This is a genomic window from Nostoc sp. ATCC 53789 (genome assembly GCF_009873495.1).
GTDB classification, from domain to species: Bacteria; Cyanobacteriota; Cyanobacteriia; order Cyanobacteriales; family Nostocaceae; genus Nostoc; species Nostoc muscorum_A.
Window position 1 is genome coordinate 1,430,307 of the sequence record NZ_CP046703.1, and the last position, 18,742, is coordinate 1,449,048.

12 protein-coding genes are annotated in these 18,742 nt (G+C 39.5%); 8 read left to right on the plus strand and 4 right to left on the minus strand.

Features of this window, described 5'->3' with window-relative positions; all coding sequences use genetic code 11:
- Positions 1-893: 893 nt before the first annotated feature.
- Complete coding sequence (gene sds, locus GJB62_RS05760) at positions 894-1,865, plus strand: solanesyl diphosphate synthase (protein WP_114085766.1); 972 nt, start codon at positions 894-896, stop codon at positions 1,863-1,865.
- A gap of 291 nt (positions 1,866-2,156) precedes the next feature.
- On the opposite strand, the gene GJB62_RS05765 is transcribed toward sds, so the two are convergent.
- The gene (locus tag GJB62_RS05765; protein WP_114085765.1) at positions 2,157-2,630 is read right to left on the minus strand and encodes a hypothetical protein; all 474 of its coding nucleotides are present in this window, start codon (positions 2,628-2,630) and stop codon (positions 2,157-2,159) included.
- 204 nt (positions 2,631-2,834) lie between these two features.
- On the opposite strand from GJB62_RS05765, the gene hetZ reads away from it, so the two are divergent.
- From hetZ to GJB62_RS05780, 3 genes are all read left to right on the plus strand, one after another.
- Positions 2,835-4,040 (plus strand): heterocyst differentiation protein HetZ, encoded by a 1,206-nt coding sequence (hetZ, locus tag GJB62_RS05770; RefSeq protein WP_114085764.1) that lies wholly within the window; start codon positions 2,835-2,837, stop codon positions 4,038-4,040.
- Positions 4,033-5,010: a PatU gene (locus GJB62_RS05775; protein ID WP_114085763.1), complete on the plus strand. Its 978-nt coding sequence runs from the start codon at positions 4,033-4,035 to the stop codon at positions 5,008-5,010. The genes hetZ and GJB62_RS05775 overlap by 8 nt, the downstream gene beginning before the upstream one ends.
- A 696-nt stretch (positions 5,011-5,706) precedes the next feature.
- The gene (locus tag GJB62_RS05780) at positions 5,707-8,007 is read left to right on the plus strand and encodes a DUF3488 and DUF4129 domain-containing transglutaminase family protein (RefSeq protein WP_114085762.1); all 2,301 of its coding nucleotides are present in this window, start codon (positions 5,707-5,709) and stop codon (positions 8,005-8,007) included.
- A gap of 144 nt (positions 8,008-8,151) precedes the next feature.
- Here the strand turns inward: GJB62_RS05780 and GJB62_RS05785 are convergent, their stop codons facing one another.
- Both GJB62_RS05785 and GJB62_RS05790 read right to left on the minus strand, forming a co-directional pair.
- Positions 8,152-8,628, minus strand: a complete 477-nt coding sequence (locus tag GJB62_RS05785) for a hypothetical protein (RefSeq protein ID WP_114085761.1) — start codon at positions 8,626-8,628, stop codon at positions 8,152-8,154.
- Positions 8,629-8,713: 85 nt separating this feature from the next.
- Entirely contained in the window at positions 8,714-9,988 is a 1,275-nt protein-coding gene (locus GJB62_RS05790; protein WP_114085760.1) for a proton extrusion protein PcxA, read from the minus strand.
- A 237-nt stretch (positions 9,989-10,225) separates the two neighbouring features.
- Here GJB62_RS05790 and GJB62_RS05795 point away from each other — a divergent pair, with 237 nt between their 5' ends.
- From GJB62_RS05795 to GJB62_RS05805, 4 genes are all read left to right on the plus strand, one after another.
- Positions 10,226-10,336, plus strand: a complete 111-nt coding sequence (locus GJB62_RS05795; protein WP_245246105.1) for a tetratricopeptide repeat protein — start codon at positions 10,226-10,228, stop codon at positions 10,334-10,336.
- Positions 10,337-10,432: 96 nt separating this feature from the next.
- Complete coding sequence (locus tag GJB62_RS37960) at positions 10,433-10,555, plus strand: hypothetical protein (RefSeq protein WP_258551499.1); 123 nt, start codon at positions 10,433-10,435, stop codon at positions 10,553-10,555.
- Positions 10,556-10,905: 350 nt separating this feature from the next.
- A complete protein-coding gene (locus GJB62_RS05800) occupies positions 10,906-16,329 on the plus strand; it encodes an ATP-binding sensor histidine kinase (RefSeq protein ID WP_114085758.1) in 5,424 nt (1,807 codons plus the stop codon).
- A 184-nt stretch (positions 16,330-16,513) separates the two neighbouring features.
- Entirely contained in the window at positions 16,514-17,365 is an 852-nt protein-coding gene (locus tag GJB62_RS05805; protein ID WP_114085757.1) for an SDR family oxidoreductase, read from the plus strand.
- 163 nt (positions 17,366-17,528) lie between these two features.
- On the opposite strand, the gene GJB62_RS05810 is transcribed toward GJB62_RS05805, so the two are convergent.
- Positions 17,529-18,251, minus strand: coding sequence for a carbonic anhydrase (locus GJB62_RS05810; protein WP_114085756.1), 723 nt, complete (start codon positions 18,249-18,251; stop codon positions 17,529-17,531).
- Positions 18,252-18,742 lie beyond the last annotated feature (491 nt).

Below are 18,742 nucleotides of genomic sequence, written 5' to 3' on the forward strand. Positions count from 1 at the left end.
CCTCAGCCAACCAAGTACATTCTTGATTGCTGTAGCTTCCTATGGTAAAATTACCTATAGAGATAAAATTCTCTACGGACAAAGAATTTATTGTCTAATGAGACTTTTTGCAGACCATAGATCCACACCAGTTAGATTGCTAAACGGCAATCTAAAACTACGATTCTCAGCGGTCTACTCGATCTGCGTTATTTTTACTCACACTGCTGTGAAAAGAGCAATGCTTGCGCTCAACGTGCGCTGAAGACGTGTAGCGGCTTCCCATAGGGATATAGCATAGCTCCAAGCCAGGAGTTTTGCATATCGTAGGAAAAATCAAAGGGATTATTCCCTTAATCTAGGCTACGACTAATTATTTTAGACTCACATCACCGAGCCAGTAAAATCACTTAGTAAGTGAATCACTTTGGGGTGTGAACATCTTAAAAATTTAAAATTCCTATATTTTAGCGTAACACAACGACCCTGAATTTGAAGCCCATTCCACTGCTAAATTTCAAATTTTTTGAATAGCTACACTTCAGTTCTGAAGAAATTTAGTTTTATCCATTGGCAACTCAATTTAAATTATATCCATTTTGTCAATAAGTAATATTGCTTGAATTTTGCTTTGATCTGTGGCGGTAAATGTGTACTTGCAAACTACTTAATACAATTAAAGCTGGCATTTGTCTCCGTGTACTGAGAAGTCATGTTTTAAGTTAGTTTAAGATATTATTATCTCAAAAATTAAGCACAATTACTTATTGACAAAAGTAGAGCAACCTTAATTATCACCGATAGACTCATGAAAATGGGATTGTCTTATGAAAACTTTGCGCTGGCACAGGGTTATCTTAAAATGAGTGTAGGATATGTAAACTTTCGTAACCTAAGTCAGAGTCCGCCCATCCATGACCCCAGCCACCTCCCTGTTTACCCCTGTGGAAGCAGACCTGCGACTACTAGCAGATAACCTAAAACAGCTAGTTGGAAATCGCCACCCCATTTTGTTTGCAGCAGCCGAACATTTATTCGGAGCTGGGGGAAAGCGTATCAGACCAGCAATTGTCCTGCTAATATCGCGGGCAACAATGTTAGAGCAAGATATTACACCGCGTCATCGCCGCCTAGCTGAGATTACAGAAATGATTCACACAGCAAGCTTGGTACATGACGATGTGGTAGATGAATCAGACGTGCGGCGAGGCGTTCCTACCGTTCATAGTTTGTTCGGTAATCGCATTGCCATATTAGCAGGAGATTTTCTTTTTGCCCAATCGTCCTGGTATTTAGCAAACTTGGACAATTTGGAGGTTGTGAAACTCCTCTCAGAAGTCATTATGGATCTGGCTACTGGGGAAATCCAGCAGGGACTAAATCGTTTTGATGCTGGTATCTCTATTGAAACTTACCTCCAGAAGAGTTATTACAAAACAGCTTCGTTAATCGCCAACAGTTCTAAAGCTGCTGGGTTACTTAGTGAAGTCTCGCGGGAAACTGTTGAGCATCTGTATAACTACGGTCGTCATTTTGGTATAGCATTTCAAATCGTTGACGACATTCTAGATTTCACCAGTACGACAGATACCTTGGGTAAACCAGTGGGGTCTGATCTCAAAAGTGGTAATCTGACTGCGCCCGTTTTATTTGCTTTAGCGGAAAAATCATCCTTGGAAGTGCTAATTGACCGAGAGTTTGCTCAAGATGGAGATTTAGAGCAAGCACTAGCACTAATTCAAGATAGTCAAGGCATAAACCAGGCACGGGAGTTAGCTGCTCACCATGCTAAGTTAGCAATTGAACATCTTGCAGTTCTCCCACCCTCAGAATCTCACCAGGCATTAATTAACATAGCTGAGTACACACTGAGTCGCCTCTATTAACTCAGTTATTAGTTATTAGGTACAAAATGGGGTTTTAGATGCCAAGTTAAACCTACCAGATGTTCTAAGGTGGGGAAATTTGGCTCAGTTGTCAGCTAACTTTTGAAAAATGTTCACTGATAACTGTTTGTTCACCAATTTTAGATTAGGCCTATCGCCTGGTTCTTTAAAGAACTAAAAGGGTCGTAATTGGCATTAATTTCTTTTCATCAAAAACTTTTTCAAACAAATTTGAGATTTAAAATTTGGGATGTGGGATTGTATCTAAAAAATCCCACATCCCAAATTTTTCTATGCAATATCAGGGGGTATCTGTTTAGGCGATCGCTGCTCCCGCAACCTTTGTTGCATGAGTTTCTCTAGATCAGTTCGCCGAATTTCGACGGTATGAGTGGTCTTACCCGGCGTTTCCAAAAAAAGGATACTATCTACGGGTTCCAATGCCACCAATTGGAACAAAATATGGGTGACAGGAACAATTTTAGCTAGCATTTGAGGGTCAAGCCCAGCAGGGGAAATTAGAGAGACATCCTGTATGGTAGGGAAAGCGTAAATAACTCGCTTTTCCAATCCTGGATTAGCACGATTGCTCAAAGTAGTTAAAACCCAGCTTCCCTCCGAATTTTGGAGAATATAGTACTGGGAATGACGTAATTTTTGAGCGATCGCTCTAAGGGCAGGAGCAATTGCTGCAATCAGATTTGGTGTTATACCATCGCGGGGTGCATTGTCAATCAGCAATTGAATTTGTGCTTCTAAATCCATAATGACTTGTATACGGCTCCTGGGTAATGGCAATAACATCTATCAAAGTGTGAACAATCCCATCCAAGTTGGGAATAATAAAATCAGCCATATCCTGAATGTAGGATTGGTCTGCGTTTAGCTTATACGTAAAACCAAAAAAGCCAATACCCACAGTCGTACAGGTTGTATTTAAATACTTAAGGTCTTTTGAAAACTGAGACTATGAATTCAGCCGCAACCGCAACAATTCCATCTGCAAATATTCTGGGAGAAAATTCTAAAGGCGTGGAGGTGATCTTTCAACTCCTATCCAAGGAGTTTCAACAATCGACCAAAGCTTCGGAACAGAATTGCCATGATGTAGCAAGACGTATTACCACCGAAGTATATCGGATTTGCCACGAGAGCAAACGTATTCAAGCTTCTGGAACTGTAGAAAGCTCGGCGATGACCCTGGCTCGGCATCGGCTACAACAGTGTCTCAGGTACTATCAGTTGGGTTCAAATCGGGGCAGGGTAGAATTACACAGTACTCTGAGTGCAATTATTTATCGATACATTAATCCGCCTCAGAAGCAATTGAGTTATCAAGGGCGACTGACTATAATCGAAGATTTTTTACAAAGTTTTTATCTGGAAGCATTAAACGCTTTCCGGCGAGAAAATCAACTTGGTGCTACTTATCGCCCTCAGACGCTTCTAGAATTGTCTGAGTATATGGCATTTACCGAGCGCTACGGCAAACGACGCATTCCCTTACCAGGCCGTCAGCAGCAGCTAATTATCTTGCGGGCACAAACTTTTTCTCAACAGCAGCCCCCAGAAACCAGTGTAGATATAGAACAAGCCGCAGAAGGTAGCAATAACGAAGGCGATGGTTCTTGGGAAGAACCAGCAGTGCATCAATTGCGCTCCACAATGGCAACGCAAGCCGAACCCGAACCTGAAGAAGATACCTTGCGTTCGGTTGTGGTTACAGAATTAATGAATTATCTCGAACAACGACAACAATCTGACTGTGCTGATTACTTTTCCCTCCGCCTCCAGGATCTCTCAGCACAAGAAATAGAGTCGATTTTAGGTTTAACCCCTCGTCAGAGAGATTACTTACAGCAGCGCTTCAAGTATCATTTAATTCGGTTTGCGTTATTACACCGTTGGGAATTAGTTCACGAGTGGCTGGAAGCTTCTTTGCACACCAATTTGGGCTTAACTCCCCAGCAATGGCAAGTATATACAGCACAGCTGGACAATAAGCAACGGTCTTTATTAGAGTTGAAGCAACAAGGACAAGCCGATGAAAAAATCGCCAAAACTTTAGGGCTGTCAATGGCACAACTTCAAAAGCGATGGTTTAAGATTCTTGAGCAAGCTTGGGAAATTCGTAACTCATTAGTGTCCGGATCAGGTGCATCTACTCATGAATAGTGACTCAGAATCCTCACAATACCAGTATCTCGGTTGGTTATTGACAGATGATGTCAAAAATAACGAGCGATCGGTAGAATCTGAGGAAAATGACGGGGTAAAAAAACTCATCAATGAAGCCACTGCTTCAAAAAGCAGTGAGCCAAAATTGGGAGTAACGCCCCAGACCCTTCAATTGGGAGAAATTCCTACTGTGCAAGATCGTTTTCAAGCCGTCATTAAACATCGGTTACAAATCCAAGCCCAAGACCACCCACCTTTGTTTCCCTGGGAAACACAATTAATCGACTATCCCGATTTTGTTGATGAGCCGTCAATGACGCTCGTTCCTACCTGGGGATGGATGGTACAACAGTCGAAGCTAAAACTGCCTTGCCCCTTGCCGGAGAGAGTTTTCCAGCAATTGCTGGAACAGTGTCAGGCATTGGTGACATCTTCAGTCCCTCTAGGGGCAAAATTAGTTCAAGTGGTGGAGAACTTTTTTCCCAACGAGTCTCAAGCACTAAATGATATAGCTGGATTGGTGCTAAGAAGTACCTATCGCTCTGTCAGTACTCTGGAGACAATGCCCAATATTCAGAGCGATTACTCAGATTTACAGCCGCGTCAACAGATGGCTTTGTCGTTGCTGGCAGCTAAACAACTGCTGGAAAATTTGACTCTACCACTTTCAGCAACCAGTCCAGTGGTAGAAAGACAATGGCTAACCACTGTCGGTAATTTGAACATCAAAGTAGAGTATCAGTCTGAAGGTAAACTTACGAAGTTACTTGTTCAGGCTGAGTTACCTGTTAAAGGAACTTTGATACTTCGTGGAAGTGGCACTTTAGCAATGGCAACATCTTCGACTTCGGGATACTTAAGTGTAGAGTTAGGTTGTGAGCAACTTAACCCAACTTATACTCTGGAAGTTGAGTTTCCCGAAATAGACCAACAGCCGCTTTTGTTTGTCATTAATCCCACTATGTAATATTAATTACCACGGCTAGTACGTAATGCCGCATATCTTAAGGTAACTATTCCCTAGCTGTTGCCTTGGGGCTTTTTCAGTCTCTAGATACTACTAGCAACAGGGTGCTTACTTATACTTAGGCGTGGTTACAGTTAACTAGTGGTGTAGACTCACCCTCCATCCCATAAATTGAATGTTCGTGGATACTCGTCAGTCCACTCGGTTACTAGCAAAGCCTGGGGAACGAGTTAATTTGTTGTGCTGATTTCGCCTCTATTTTACCAAGCAACCAATTTTTCACAACGAATTTATTCGATTGTGCTGTTTTTTTATACAAAACTATGTTCACTCTTGGCACAATGAAACCCTACGACAGGAGAAGGGAAGCAAAGGTTGAAAACTCTGTTTTCAACCTTTTTATTTTGTAAAAATAGGCGCTAAACCTTGATATAGGAATCCGCTTTGATTTTTGTATCCCTCACGGGAGCGTAACCATATTTACTTGCGTGGGAAGGCAAGAGGCAATAGGAAAGAAGGCTTTTTGAGTTGTATGGAGTTTTTTCAAAAATCAAATATCAGTCCGATAGATGAATGAAGACAGCATAATAAAGCTTCTTCTAACGGGAATACTTTAAAGTAGGGCGAATAGTTTTGTCCTCAACATTGTTTCCGTGGCATCTATAACTTAGACTCGAAATGCTCAACTTATCCAGGATGAATCGGTTTTGGCGTGTCCCTGTGGGTAATTGGCGGCAAAATTTGCAGCGATCGCCTTTGACAGAAGTGGAAGATTCAATTTCCTTGCGGGTGCTGGTGCTAGCATTGGTTATTTTGGGAATTGGGGCGACAGATATCGCCGCCGAGACTTCATTCAGTTTTTGGGCGTTACCCCTGAGTGTATTTGGTGCGATTTGGAGTTACTATCGTCGCCGCGATCGCAATGTTGCAGTTCAGTTTTGCATCGCTATCGGAATGTTAATAGCGCTGGGTGCTTTCTTTGGGCGGTTAGTGGGAGAGTTGAATGATACGCGGTTGGGTTTGGCGGAGTTATTAATTCAACTTCAGGTGTTGCATAGCTTTGATACACCCCGGCGGAAAAATTTGGGCTATTCGATTGTTATAGGACTGATTTTGTTGGGTGTGGCGGCAACGCTAAGTCAGACTTTAGCATTTGCACCTGTATTGCTGTTATTTTTAGCGATCGCTCTGCCAACTTTAGTGCTAGATTATCGCTCACGCTTGGGTTTGCAGCCATTAAAAACTCAAAAGGAAAAATTCAACCCAAAGAATTCCTCAACTCTTAATTTTAAATTTTTAACTCTGACTTTTTTACTAATTGTCAGTCTGGGACTGGCAATTTTTGCTGTTTTACCCCGATTTCCTGGCTATCAGTTACGGAATTTTCCTGTAAGTTCTTCTATCCAGTTAAAAGGTAATTTTACTGGTCGTACTATCATCAATCCCGGTTATGTCCGTCAAGGTAGTGGTAATAATCAAGGCAGTGGTACGGGACAAGGCCAAAATGGTGAACCAGGTAAGGTAGATAATAACTTTTATTACGGTTTTAATAGCCAAATAAACCAAAATCTGCGCGGTGAGATGAAACCTAAAGTTGTGATGCGGGTGCGATCGCAAGCTGAGGGTTTTTGGCGAGTACTAGGATTTGACCGCTATACGGGTAAAGGATGGGAAGTTTCGCGTAATGAAGATGTTACGACCATCAAGCGATCGCCTTGGTCTTACCAAATTTTCCTGAACCCACCTCTGACTACTGCTAAAACCCAAGAAATAGTACAAACTTATACAGTAGTGGCGGACTTGCCTAACCTAATTCCGGCAATGGCTTATCCCAAAGAGATTTACTTTCCGACACCAATGGTCGCGGTTGATAAAGAAGATGGATTGCGATCGCCTGTGGAATTATCAGAAGGACTCACCTACACAGTAATTTCGGAAGTACCATACCGCGATCGCACTAAATTAGGTGAAGCTTCTACTAAATATCCACGAGATATTAAACAGCATTATCTGCAAATTCCTCCCGAAATTGCCGAAAAAGTCCGGCAACGCACCGAAGAAATCCTTGCTAACTACAGTCGGGAAGGAGTCACAAAGTCTTCTAAAAGCCTAGATTCAGCCTATGAAAAGGCTCTCTACTTAGCTCAATATTTAAAGCAACGTTACTCTCTTCCCCAAAATCCCTTAGATTTGCCTTATTTGGGAGAAAAAGATGACTTAGTAGAAGCTTTTTTATTCAAATATAAAGGTGGTTATCCAGACCACTTCTCCACAGTTCTCACGGTGATGCTACGTTCCATTGGTATCCCAGCGCGGTTAGTGGCAGGGTTTAGTGCAGGAGAATTTAATCCATTTACAGGACTATATGTTGTCCGTAATACTGACGCTTATGCGATGACAGAAGTATATTTTCCGAAATATGGCTGGTTTGCCTTTGACCCGATTCCCAATCATCCCCTCATACCTCCATCAGTAGAAGATACTCAGACTTTTAGTGTCTTGCGCCAGTTATGGCACTGGGTTGCTGGATGGCTACCTTCTCCAGTGACAGGTTTATTGAATAATGTATTTGAGACAATATTTAGGTGGGTGATTAGAGCGATCGCTTGGTTTTTAGCTTTATTTTCTCAAGGTTGGTTTGGTATATTAACTGGCTTAATCTTGGCAACTACAGCGGCTTTCTTTGGTTGGCTGGGTTGGGGTCAGTGGCGAGAGTGGCGCAACCGCCGATGGTTAAAGAGATTGCCAGCGATGGAAAGCCTTTATCAACAAATGCTGCAATGGACAACCCAAAAAGGTTTAGGTAAACATCCAGCACAAACACCTTTAGAGTATGCCAGAGGATCATACCAGCATCATCCCCCAGCAACTGCTGAGGTAATAGATGAGATTAGCCAAGCATATATTAGCTGGCGTTATGGTGGTCATACGCCTAACTTGAAGCGACTGCGGCAAAGATGGCAAGGTATCAAAAAGGCTGGTAAGGCTGATAATTAACTCCAGTTGCGGGTTATCAACTGACGTGTGTTTGCTAACCCTCAATTCATACGATGTTTTGTGTAAGTCTTATAGAAGAAACTCTAAATGCAATAAATCCTAAAATACCAAATATAGCTGTAGCTACACCTGCCTCCTTAAGAATTATTTCCGTCGTTTCGGCATAGGACGCATTGCTTCCCGACCCAACATAAACATCCCTGCAACACCCAAACTAACAAACCAAACATATTGATACCAGTATTGCCGAATCTGCTCACCAGTGCTGAGTTCTGGATGCAAGGTGTTCAAGTACAGTAGTAGCACTAATATCATCAGTGCCCCAAAACCAACAAAGCTTAAGCCAACACGAATTCGTACAGGTCGCAGTTCAAAATCACTAATAGTGTCTAGGTCAATTTCTGCCAATTCCTTAAAGGAGTGATCTGCCAAAGATGAGGTTGCTTGGAATTTATTGCTCAGTTTTGGTGGCAAAATCGGCGACAGTGTTGCTACAGTTGGGCGGCGTAGTAAAGCCTCGGTATCTCGCAGCAATTGCAATGGCTTACGGTTAGTAGTTTGTTGAGCAAACTCTATATTGTCTGTGGAAGTTGGGGCATTGGCTTTACTTTCAAAATCCATAGTACGCTTCAGAAAAACCAGGATATACATAGCCTAGCGAATCATCAGAAAAATGCATCAAAATAATATAATTATGAATTATAAATTACTCGTCCATCTCTTTTAATGTTGCTAATGCCGATGGAGATAAGCGACTCAGATAGCGGAATATCCAGTACTTAAAGATAGTGTTTAAAATTACAGGAAATGTCGCAATAAATAAAAATATTGCATTTCTACTGGCTGGCAAACCTAAATGTTCTGCAAATCCTTCCAGAAGAACCTCCCACCCATCTGGGGAATGGAATCCTACGAATATATCTGTAAAGAGAATAATTATAAAAGCCTTAGCACTATCGCTCAATCCATAAACTATAGTATCTATGAAAGACTTCACAATCACAATTTCTCTTTTACTATAAACGATAATTATACTAAAAGAAATTAATGATATCAAATCAGCAAATACATTACTAACAGCACTATTAGTTTTTAGATTAAATTCCTCAGCTATCTCAATTGCTTTCTCCTTTATTTTTTCTTTAATTACCTCCGAAGAAAGGGCTGGTGCATTTTTTAATAAAGATTCAAACCTCAAATTTTGTTGAAAATTAGATAATTCATGGAGAGCTTCTTTTTCCATGTCAGAATTGATGAAAATTTGAGATGTATTCTCTCCTCTAGTCTTTTCTAATATAGGAATAACTAAGAATTGTTTAGATAAAATCTGAGTCAAAAGTGGAACAATAATTAAAGTGAGCAAAAATCTTAGACCAATCTTTGTTCTATTTCTAGAAATTCGGTAATTTCTGACAAATTCTTCTTCTCCCTGTGGTGAAAAATCTCCTTTAATTTTATTAATAGTTCTGCCAAGAGACCCAGGCAAAGCTCTAGCTTTTTGATTTGGAGGTAGACGTTTAATATTAGATAATTCTGGTTGTTTATTGATTTCACTCTGATTAACTTTTAGTGGTTCATAATTTGACAATAACTCACTGTTACTAATAAGCTCATCTTTAATAGCATATTTTTCTACAACTTCATCAATCACCTTCAGCTTTTCTAATAAAACAGAATTAGAGATATTGACAATTCCCCGACTAAGTTGGAATTCTGCCAGCCTGAACTTGATAATAGTTAGGTTTTTATCAAGATAGACTTGCCAATAAGACATCGCGGTTTCAGTATATTTTACTGATTCTGAAGATATTTTTTTACCTTCAAAATGTTCTATTTCGATGTTTTTAATTCTCTGAGCGGCTTGTTGAGCTTCTAAGAGTGCCCTTTCTGGTGTATCGAAAAACCAATTTTTAAGCGATCGCAAATAATTTTGCAAATTTTGGCGAAGCAATTCTGCTGTTTTGGTAAATGAATTTTTCATTATACGTATAAATATTTATACCCTGTATATTATAGTTATATAAATATAAAAAGTAGGTAATACCTAGTTTAAAATATTATTAACTATTAAGGCAGAGTATTAATAGACTCAGTATTCAACTTTATGGTAAACAAGCCTTAGAGGATGTTTTAAAAGTCCTTTTGTCGGTAGTAAAACGTTATCGATACCCTCAACCTTGCGCCACCTTCCGCCAGTCGAGGAATTGCCTGCTTTGAGTTGGGAGACAAGAAGGGAGCAATTACTGATTTTAATCAAGCTTTGCGGATTAATCCTAACTTGGCTCCCGCTTACACTGGTCGGGGGGTTGCCCAGGGCAAACGCATCTAAAGTATAAGAATCCTTTAATAGCAAGGGTTTTGGCGTTTTTTAATTTAGCCTATTTTTTCATCAAGATCCTTGCCCAGCAAGGGTTTCAGAAATCCCGTGCGTTCGCCCTGGGGGGTTGACCGTTATGCATTTGGAGATAAACAGGGTGCGATCGCGGATTTACAGAAAGCTGCTGATCTCAATTCGGAACAAGGGATTATCAACAACTACTGGAGTTAATTAAAAAGCTTCAATAGTAAGGGTATGGGAAAAATATTTTCTAACGGTTCTCCGTTCAATTCAATACAGACCTAAGAGGTTGTTTGAAAAGTGTTTCACTGTGACTTTCATTGCCGCTCTGTCAATTAGCCTCAATGCTGCGGTACAAGAATTATAGGTAAATGCTAAATTGATTAATCTTTAGAATTTTCAAGAATTTTATCGACTTTTAAAACACGCCCTAATTAAAACATCCAAGAGATTTCTTCATTATTCCTTGAAGTAAATGTCATTAATTCTACCAATGCAGTCAGAGTTTAAATGATTGATATTAGAAAAGCCATAAAAAAATCTCGAAGGATGAACCCAGTATGTTTAGCAGCCAAGTCAGTATTCCCGGTTATCAAGTTAGCAAAGAACTTTATAACGGCTCTAGAACCCTAGTTTATCAGGGATATAGAGAAACTGATCAAAAACCTGTGGTGATTAAACTGCTAAAAAATCTTTATCCTACATTTAGCGAACTCGTACAATTTCGTAACCAGTACACCATTACCAAAAATCTCAACTATCCCGGAATCATTCAAACCTATACTCTGGAACCATACCAGAATGTTTATATATTGGTGATGGAAGACTTTGGGGGAATTTCCCTTAAGGATTATTTCGCCAATAATAATAATGTTGCATCTCTAAATGAATTTTTACAAATCGCAATATCTTTGTGTGATGCCTTAGATATACTTTCCCGTCATCGAATTATTCATAAAGATATAAAACCCGCCAATATATTAATTAACCCCGAAACTAAGCAAATAAAGGTAATTGACTTTAGTATTGCCTCTTTATTACCACGGGAAACCCAAACGCTCATCAGCCCTAATGTATTAGAAGGTACGCTGGCTTATATTTCCCCAGAACAAACAGGAAGGATGAATCGGGGAATTGACTACCGGGCTGACTTTTATTCTTTAGGTATTACTTTTTATGAATTACTTACAGGAAAGTTACCCTTTCAATCAAACGATGTGATGGAGTTAGTGCATTGTCATATTGCGAAACAAGCTCCGCTTTTAGGAAATAGCGAAGAAATTCCCCAAGTTCTTTGTGACATCGTGACCAAATTAATGGCAAAAAATGCCGAAGACCGTTATCAAAGCGCATTAGGGCTGAAATTAGATTTAGAAATTTGTTTACATCAGCTAAACGAAATTGGCAGAATTGAGAGTTTTTCAATTGCTCAAAGAGATGTGTGCGATCGCTTCATTATCCCCGACAAACTCTATGGAAGAGAAACAGAAGTAAAAACCCTGCTTCAAGCATTTGAAAGAGTTAGCCTTGGTGCTACAGAAATGATGCTGATAGCGGGGTTTTCTGGGATTGGTAAAACTGCGGTTGTTAACGAAGTTCATAAACCGATAGTTCGTCAACGCGGTTATTTTATTAAAGGTAAATATGACCAATTTAATCGCAATATTCCCTTCAGTGCTTTTGTGCAAGTTTTCCGAGATCTAATGGCACAATTGTTAACAGAAAGCGATCTTCAAATTCAGCAATGGAAAACTAAGATTTTAGAAGCGGTTGGTGAGAACGGACAGGTAATTATTGAAGTTATCCCCGAATTATCAAGAATTATTGGTCAACAACCACCTACTACAGAATTATCAGGAACTGCGGCCCAAAATCGCTTTAATTTATTATTCCAGAAATTTACTAAAGTCTTTACGAGTGATGCACATCCATTAGTAATGTTTTTAGATGATTTGCAATGGGCTGATTCGGCATCACTGATGTTAATGCAGTTATTAATGGCTGATACAAAGCATTTTTTATTAATTGGTGCCTATCGTGATAACGAAGTCAACCCAGCACACCAGTTAATGTTGACTTTGAATGATATTCAAAAAACAGCAGCCACGATTAATACGATTACTTTAGCACCACTAAGTCAAGGGCAGGTAAATCAATTAGTTGCTGACACACTTCAATGCTCAGAAAATTTGGCATGGACTCTTTCTCGCTTAGTATCTCAAAAAACTCAAGGTAATCCATTTTTTGCTACACAGTTCCTTAAAGCATTACATCAAGATGGAGTAATTGAATTTAACTTAGAGTCTGGATGTTGGCAATGTGATATCACGCAAATAAATCAGCGATCGCTCACAAATGATATCGTTGAATTCATGGCATTGCAATTACAAAAGTTGCCAGAATCAACTCAAGGTATTTTAAAATTAGCTGCCTGTATTGGCAATCAGTTTGATTTAGAAACATTAGCAATTGTTTCTAAACAATCAAAAATAGAAACGGCTGTTTGTTTGTGGAATGCTTTACAGGAAGGTTTGATTTTACCTCAAAGTGAGGTTTACAAGTTTTTTGTGGGGTCAGAAAATCAAGCTGTTACTCAAGAAAATTCCGAAATTATTGGATATAAATTTCTGCACGATCGCATCCAACAAGCAGCTTATTCCTTAATTCCGTCAGATCAAAAACAAAAAACACATTTGATGATTGGTCAATTGTTATTGCAAGGGTTATCCGAGCAGGAGCAACAAGAACGGATTTTTGACTTAGTAAACCAACTGAATTTGGGACAAGGTGCGATCGCTGAAAATGATTCTCTTTCGACCATTGCTACCCATGAGCAGAAAAAACAACTGGCTCGCTTAAATCTGCAAGCAGGACAAAAGGCAAAACTGTCGGCTGCTTATCAAGCATCTCAGAGCTATTGTACCAGTGGGATTGATTTGTTACCCGTAACCGCTTGGCAGACTGACTATGAACTAATGTACAGCTTGCACCGCGAGGGTTCAGAAGCAACTTATCTGTGTGGTAATTTTGACCGAGCCGAAGCCCTTTATGGGGAAGCACTGAGCCATGCTCAAACACCCCTAGACAAAGCAGTGATTTATCGCGTGCAGATGACTCAATATCAGCTTCAAGGACGCAATGCGGAAGCGATCGCTATGCAAGGCGAAAGTTTACAACTACTTGACTGGGAAATGCCTACAGAACAAGAGTTGATTCAAGCGAGTCTGGACAAAGAAATTGCCATAGTTAATAGATTTTTAGAGCAGCAGACTGTTGAATCCATTCTCAATCTTCCCAAAATGGCAGATGCCGGTTTTGCAGAAATGTTGCGAATTTTACAAATTCTCTTCTATGCTGCATGGCTTAATGGTCAACCGACTTTAGGATTGTTAGTACTCGCCAAGATGACCACTTTATCTTTGCAGTATGGTAACAGCGATATGTCTCCCTTTAGCTATGCAGGCTATGCCTTAATTGCCAATGCCATCCTCCAGGATTTGGGAACAGCTTATCAGTTTGGAGAAATGGCGGTGCAGCTTTGCGAACAGTTTGATAATGCAGATGTCCGGGGAATGACTAATTTTTTGTTTGCTGCGGATGTCCATAGCTGGAGTCATCCAATTAGAGAAGCAGATACATACTATGACAACGCCTACAAGTATGGTATGGAAGCAGGGAACTGGCTGACCGTTGGCTTTATGATCATCCTAAGTGGTTCCGATCGCCTCACTTATGGTAAAAATCTAGATGAACTATATGCGATCGCCCAAGCCCATGCAGATTTTCTCCGTCGCATCAAAAGTTTAGAAAACCTAGATGCTTTAATCGTCGGAGTTATTCAACCAATTCGCAATCTGCTTGGTTTAACAAAAAACCCCTTCAGCTTTGATGACGATACTTTCAGTGAAGCTGAATATTTACAAAAATATAGAAATAGCCATTATCATCTGGCTTGGTTATATTCTGTCAAAATCCGTCATGCTTATTTATTTGACCACAAAGCCGCATACCCAGATTTAATTCCCCAACTGAGCATAATTGAAAATACCATTTCCAGTCATGCCAAAGTTCCTTCTAGCGTGTTTTATGTAGCATTAATGCATCTATCTCTAGCTGAAATTGCTAGCGACGAGCAAGAGCGTCAGTTCCATTGGCAAGCGCTAATTCCCCTAGAGGAACGCTTAAACAATTGGGCAAAAGCCTGTCCAGAAAATATTCTCCACAAGTGTCTGCTAATACTTGCAGAAAAAGCACGCTTAAAGGGACAAAAAGCAGAAGCACTCGATTTTTACGAACAAGCCATTGCTCAAGCTCAACGTCAAGGTTATGGCTATGAAGAAGCCCTCGCCAACGAACTTGCAGCTAAATTTTTTCTCAATTGGGGCAAAGAAAAAGCCGCCTCAGATTATATACATGAAGCCTACTATTGCTATAGCCGTTGGGGTGCAAAAGCCAAAATCTCGGACTTAGAAAAACGCTATCCTCAACTTCTCAAACCCATCTTAGAACAGCAACGATTTACCCTCAACCCCCTAGAAACTATTAGCTTGCGTGGGACTTCCTCATCTAGTTGCACAAATAGCACTGGCAATACTGCTATTTCCGATGGTCTGGATTTTACCTCTGTCCTCAAAGCAGCTATTGCTATTTCCAGTTCTCTGGAATTAGAGCAACTTATTGCCAGCCTCACTCGCATTATCATAGAAAACTCTGGTGCGAAAAAAGCTGTACTGCTGCTTCCCGAAGAAGACACTTGGCAAGTGCGAGCAATTACTTTTATTGAGCATAAGGAAATGCAGACTATACTCGAACCTCAATCATTAAAAAATTGTCGAGACATTCCTTTAAATATTATCTATTATGTCAAAAATACCCAACAAACAGTTGTGATTGACAATTGCAAAACAGATATTCCTGGTTTAATTGGAGAATATATACTGCAACATCAACCTAAAAGTATATTTTGTACTCCGATTATTAATCAAGGGCATTTAGTGGGAATTCTCTACCTAGAAAATCAACTGACTCAAGGAGTATTTTCTAGCGCTCGTCTCAAAGTCATTCACTTATTGTCTTCTCAAGCAGCAATATCTCTAGAAAATGCTCGACTTTATCAACAAGCTGGACAAGCATTACAAGATTTGCAACAAGCACAACTGCAAATTGTCCAAAGTGAAAAAATGTCTGCACTGGGTAATTTAGTTGCTGGAGTAGGCCATGAAATGAATAATCCATTAGGCTTTATTTTTGCTACTCTTCAACAAGCTAAACCGACCCTGAATGATATTGTTAAACACTTAAAGCTATATCAAAAGACCTTGACCAACAAAAGTGATGAAATCAAAGACCATGCCGAAGAAATTGACTTAGATTATACCTTGGAAGACTTACCAAAAATGATAGACGCAATGGCAGTGGCTTGCGACAGGTTGACAAATATTAGTACTAGTCTCCGCACTTTTTCCCGTGCTGACAAAGATTATAAAGTGCCATTTAATATCCATGAAGGAATTAATAGTACAATCTTAATCCTCAAACATCGCTTGAAAGCAAATGAAGAACATCCCGCTATTGAAGTAATTACTAACTATGGAGATTTACCCTTAGTTAATTGTTTCCCAGGGCAATTAAATCAGGTATTTATGAATATTATAGCTAATGCAATTGATGCGTTTGAAGAATCAAATATTGGGCAGACATTTGCAGAAATCAAAGCTAATCCTAACCGGATTACAATTACAACATTAAAGACAGATGAATATGTAAAAATATCAATTACTGATAATGGTCAAGGGATTAATAAAGCAATTAAACAAAAGATTTTCGATCATTTATTTACTACCAAACAGGTAGGTAAAGGAACGGGTTTAGGATTAGCGATCGCTAAGTCTATTGTGGTAGAAAAACATGACGGGAGTTTGGATGTGAATTCTACCTTGGGTGTTGGAACTGAATTTGTCATCACCTTACCAATTCTCGCTTGATTTAACCTGAGTTAGGCGGAAGAAAAAGTCTGAAAACTCATTCAATACTTTTCGGATAAGCATAAACAACTTTCTTTTGTCCTGCGAAAAGATTAAAGGGCAAGGAGTAAAGCTGATTGCTATATCACATCAAAAATTATTAATTATAATTGGTGTTATTAATAAATAACAGTAATAGCTGACTATGCTGAAAATTTTAGTGACAGGCGCAACTGGAAACGTCGGACAAGAAGTTCTTCGCTTACTGCAATCCCACGATTGTAATGTCTGTGCCGCAGTTAGAAATCCAAACAGCGCTAAACACCTTTTAGGCAGCAATATCCAAACCATCCCCTTCGACTTTACCAATCCTGATACCTTTGATTATGCTTTTTTTCAAGTCAATAAACTTTTTTTAGTGCGTCCACCTGCTCTTGCTAATATTCGTCTTCAAATTGCCCCAGCCCTAAATGCTGCAAAACTTGCAGGCGTTGAGCATATCGTATTTCTTTCAATACTGGGAGCCGAACGCAACCCTTTTGTGCCACACTCCCAAATTGAACGCTATATAAACCAATTGGGTATTAAAGCCACCTTTTTACGGTGCAGCTTTTTTATGCAAAATCTTAATACCACACACAGAGAAGACATCAAAGTTCGTGGTGAATTGCTTCTTCCGGCTGGTAACGGGAAAACAAGTTTCATTGATGTGCGGGATATTGCTGCCGTTGCAGTTCGTACTTTACTTGAAGATGGGCATCAGGGAAAAGCATATCCGCTTACGGGTGCAGAAGCCTTAACCTATTACGAAGTAGCAGACATTTTCACATCGATTTTAGGTAAACCGATACGCTATAATCCTTCTCTGCTAAAGTTTATTCGACAAATGCGCTCATCGGGGTTGGCAATAGACTTTATTTTAGTAATGGTAGTAATCTATACTACAGCTCGGTTAGGATTGGCAGGCAAAATCACATCTGATACTGAGCAATTGCTCAATCGTTCACCTCTAACCATACGGCAGTATATCGAAGACTATCGACAGTTATGGCTATAAGTTTATTTTGCTTACTGTTAGCAGTTATAATTCCATTATTCCTAAAATTTAACGTCCAATTTCCAATTTTTGGCACCGTGATGCCTACGCATAAAATATTTGATAAATAATTTTTTATAACATTATTAAGCTCAGAATAGTACGCCTAAAATGTATTATGTATTCAAGTAATTATGTTGACTTTACCAGTGTCAATATCGTAACAAGCACCAACAATTTTTAGTTTACCTTCACTGAGCAATTTAGCTAAAATTGTTGAGCTTTCCTGCAATTTTTCAGTCTGATATTGAATGTTGGCAATAACTGCATTTTGCATATTATCACCCGTTCTTAACTTTACCCTTTCAACAGATGGTTTGATGCCCTCAATAATCAAACCAATTCTTCCAGGAAGTGGTTCGTTTTTGATTGCTTCTGCCACTGCACCGCATCTTTTATGACCTAAAATCACAATCAACTGCGAACCCAATACTGTTGTAGAGTATTCTAGACTACCTATAACTGTGTCACTGACCACATTACCAGCAACTCGCACAACAAATAAATCTCCAAGTCCTTGATCGAAAACAATTTCCGCAGGGACTCTGGAATCTGCACAACCCAATATGGCGGCAAAAGGATATTGAGCTTTAGCGACTAATCGCAGATGCTCTAATGATTGATCGGGATATTGGCGTTTTTGATTGATAAATCTTTGATTCCCATCTAGTAAGCGTTTTATAGCTTCATTAGGACTCACTGGATTAGAGCTAACTGGGTGAATATCAGCAATAGCAGTTTGCTCTGTATTCAAAAAGCTATCACCAAAAGCAGTAGCCGCAATACCTACCACACTGGCAAATTTTAAGAAATCACGTCGCCCTACAAATCCATTAATTCGACTCATTAATCTAGCTGATAACAACAAAGCTGTTCTCAGGAAGATATCACCTTCAAGCAAGATGTAAGAGTACCATCCTACACCATTTAAGAGTCATTTAATCTTCATGTGCGATCGCTACGGCTACTTCATGTATCTAGCTTTTACAAATACAAGAGTTGTATTAGACATCTCCATAAATTAAATATGCCTTATCCATAACCTTTGTAGAGACATAACAATGCTACGTCTCTATATTTTTTATTGGATTTTGTTGACACCAATGCACAATTGTGCAACTCTACTGAGATTGTGGTTTTAATGGATCAAAAAGCAAAGTAGGTTGCCGTCCTTTGAAAATTTATTTTAAGCTTTGTATCAAAATAGGTGATTTTGGTCTGCTAGTGAAAACGTGCCTAAAATCTCATCATATATTGAGGATATATAACCAATCAAGTAATTCTTTTTCTGAAGTATATAGATTTTTTACATAGATAGTAAACAAACAGCATTTTCTT

Bases quoted from the DNA above. Each gene is read 5' to 3' on its own strand.
- GJB62_RS05805 (WP_114085757.1), top strand. From the start codon at position 16,514: ATGCTGAAAATTTTAGTGACAGGCGCAACTGGAAACGTCGGACAAGAA.
- GJB62_RS05800 (WP_114085758.1), top strand. From the start codon at position 10,906: ATGTTTAGCAGCCAAGTCAGTATTCCCGGTTATCAAGTTAGCAAAGAA.
- GJB62_RS05765 (WP_114085765.1), bottom strand. From the start codon at position 2,630: ATGGATTTAGAAGCACAAATTCAATTGCTGATTGACAATGCACCCCGC.
- GJB62_RS05780 (WP_114085762.1), top strand. From the start codon at position 5,707: ATGAATCGGTTTTGGCGTGTCCCTGTGGGTAATTGGCGGCAAAATTTG.
- GJB62_RS05775 (WP_114085763.1), top strand. From the start codon at position 4,033: ATGAATAGTGACTCAGAATCCTCACAATACCAGTATCTCGGTTGGTTA.
- GJB62_RS05790 (WP_114085760.1), bottom strand. From the start codon at position 9,988: ATGAAAAATTCATTTACCAAAACAGCAGAATTGCTTCGCCAAAATTTG.
- GJB62_RS05785 (WP_114085761.1), bottom strand. From the start codon at position 8,628: ATGGATTTTGAAAGTAAAGCCAATGCCCCAACTTCCACAGACAATATA.
- GJB62_RS05810 (WP_114085756.1), bottom strand. From the start codon at position 18,251: ATGAGTCGAATTAATGGATTTGTAGGGCGACGTGATTTCTTAAAATTT.
- sds (WP_114085766.1), top strand. From the start codon at position 894: ATGACCCCAGCCACCTCCCTGTTTACCCCTGTGGAAGCAGACCTGCGA.
- hetZ (WP_114085764.1), top strand. From the start codon at position 2,835: ATGAATTCAGCCGCAACCGCAACAATTCCATCTGCAAATATTCTGGGA.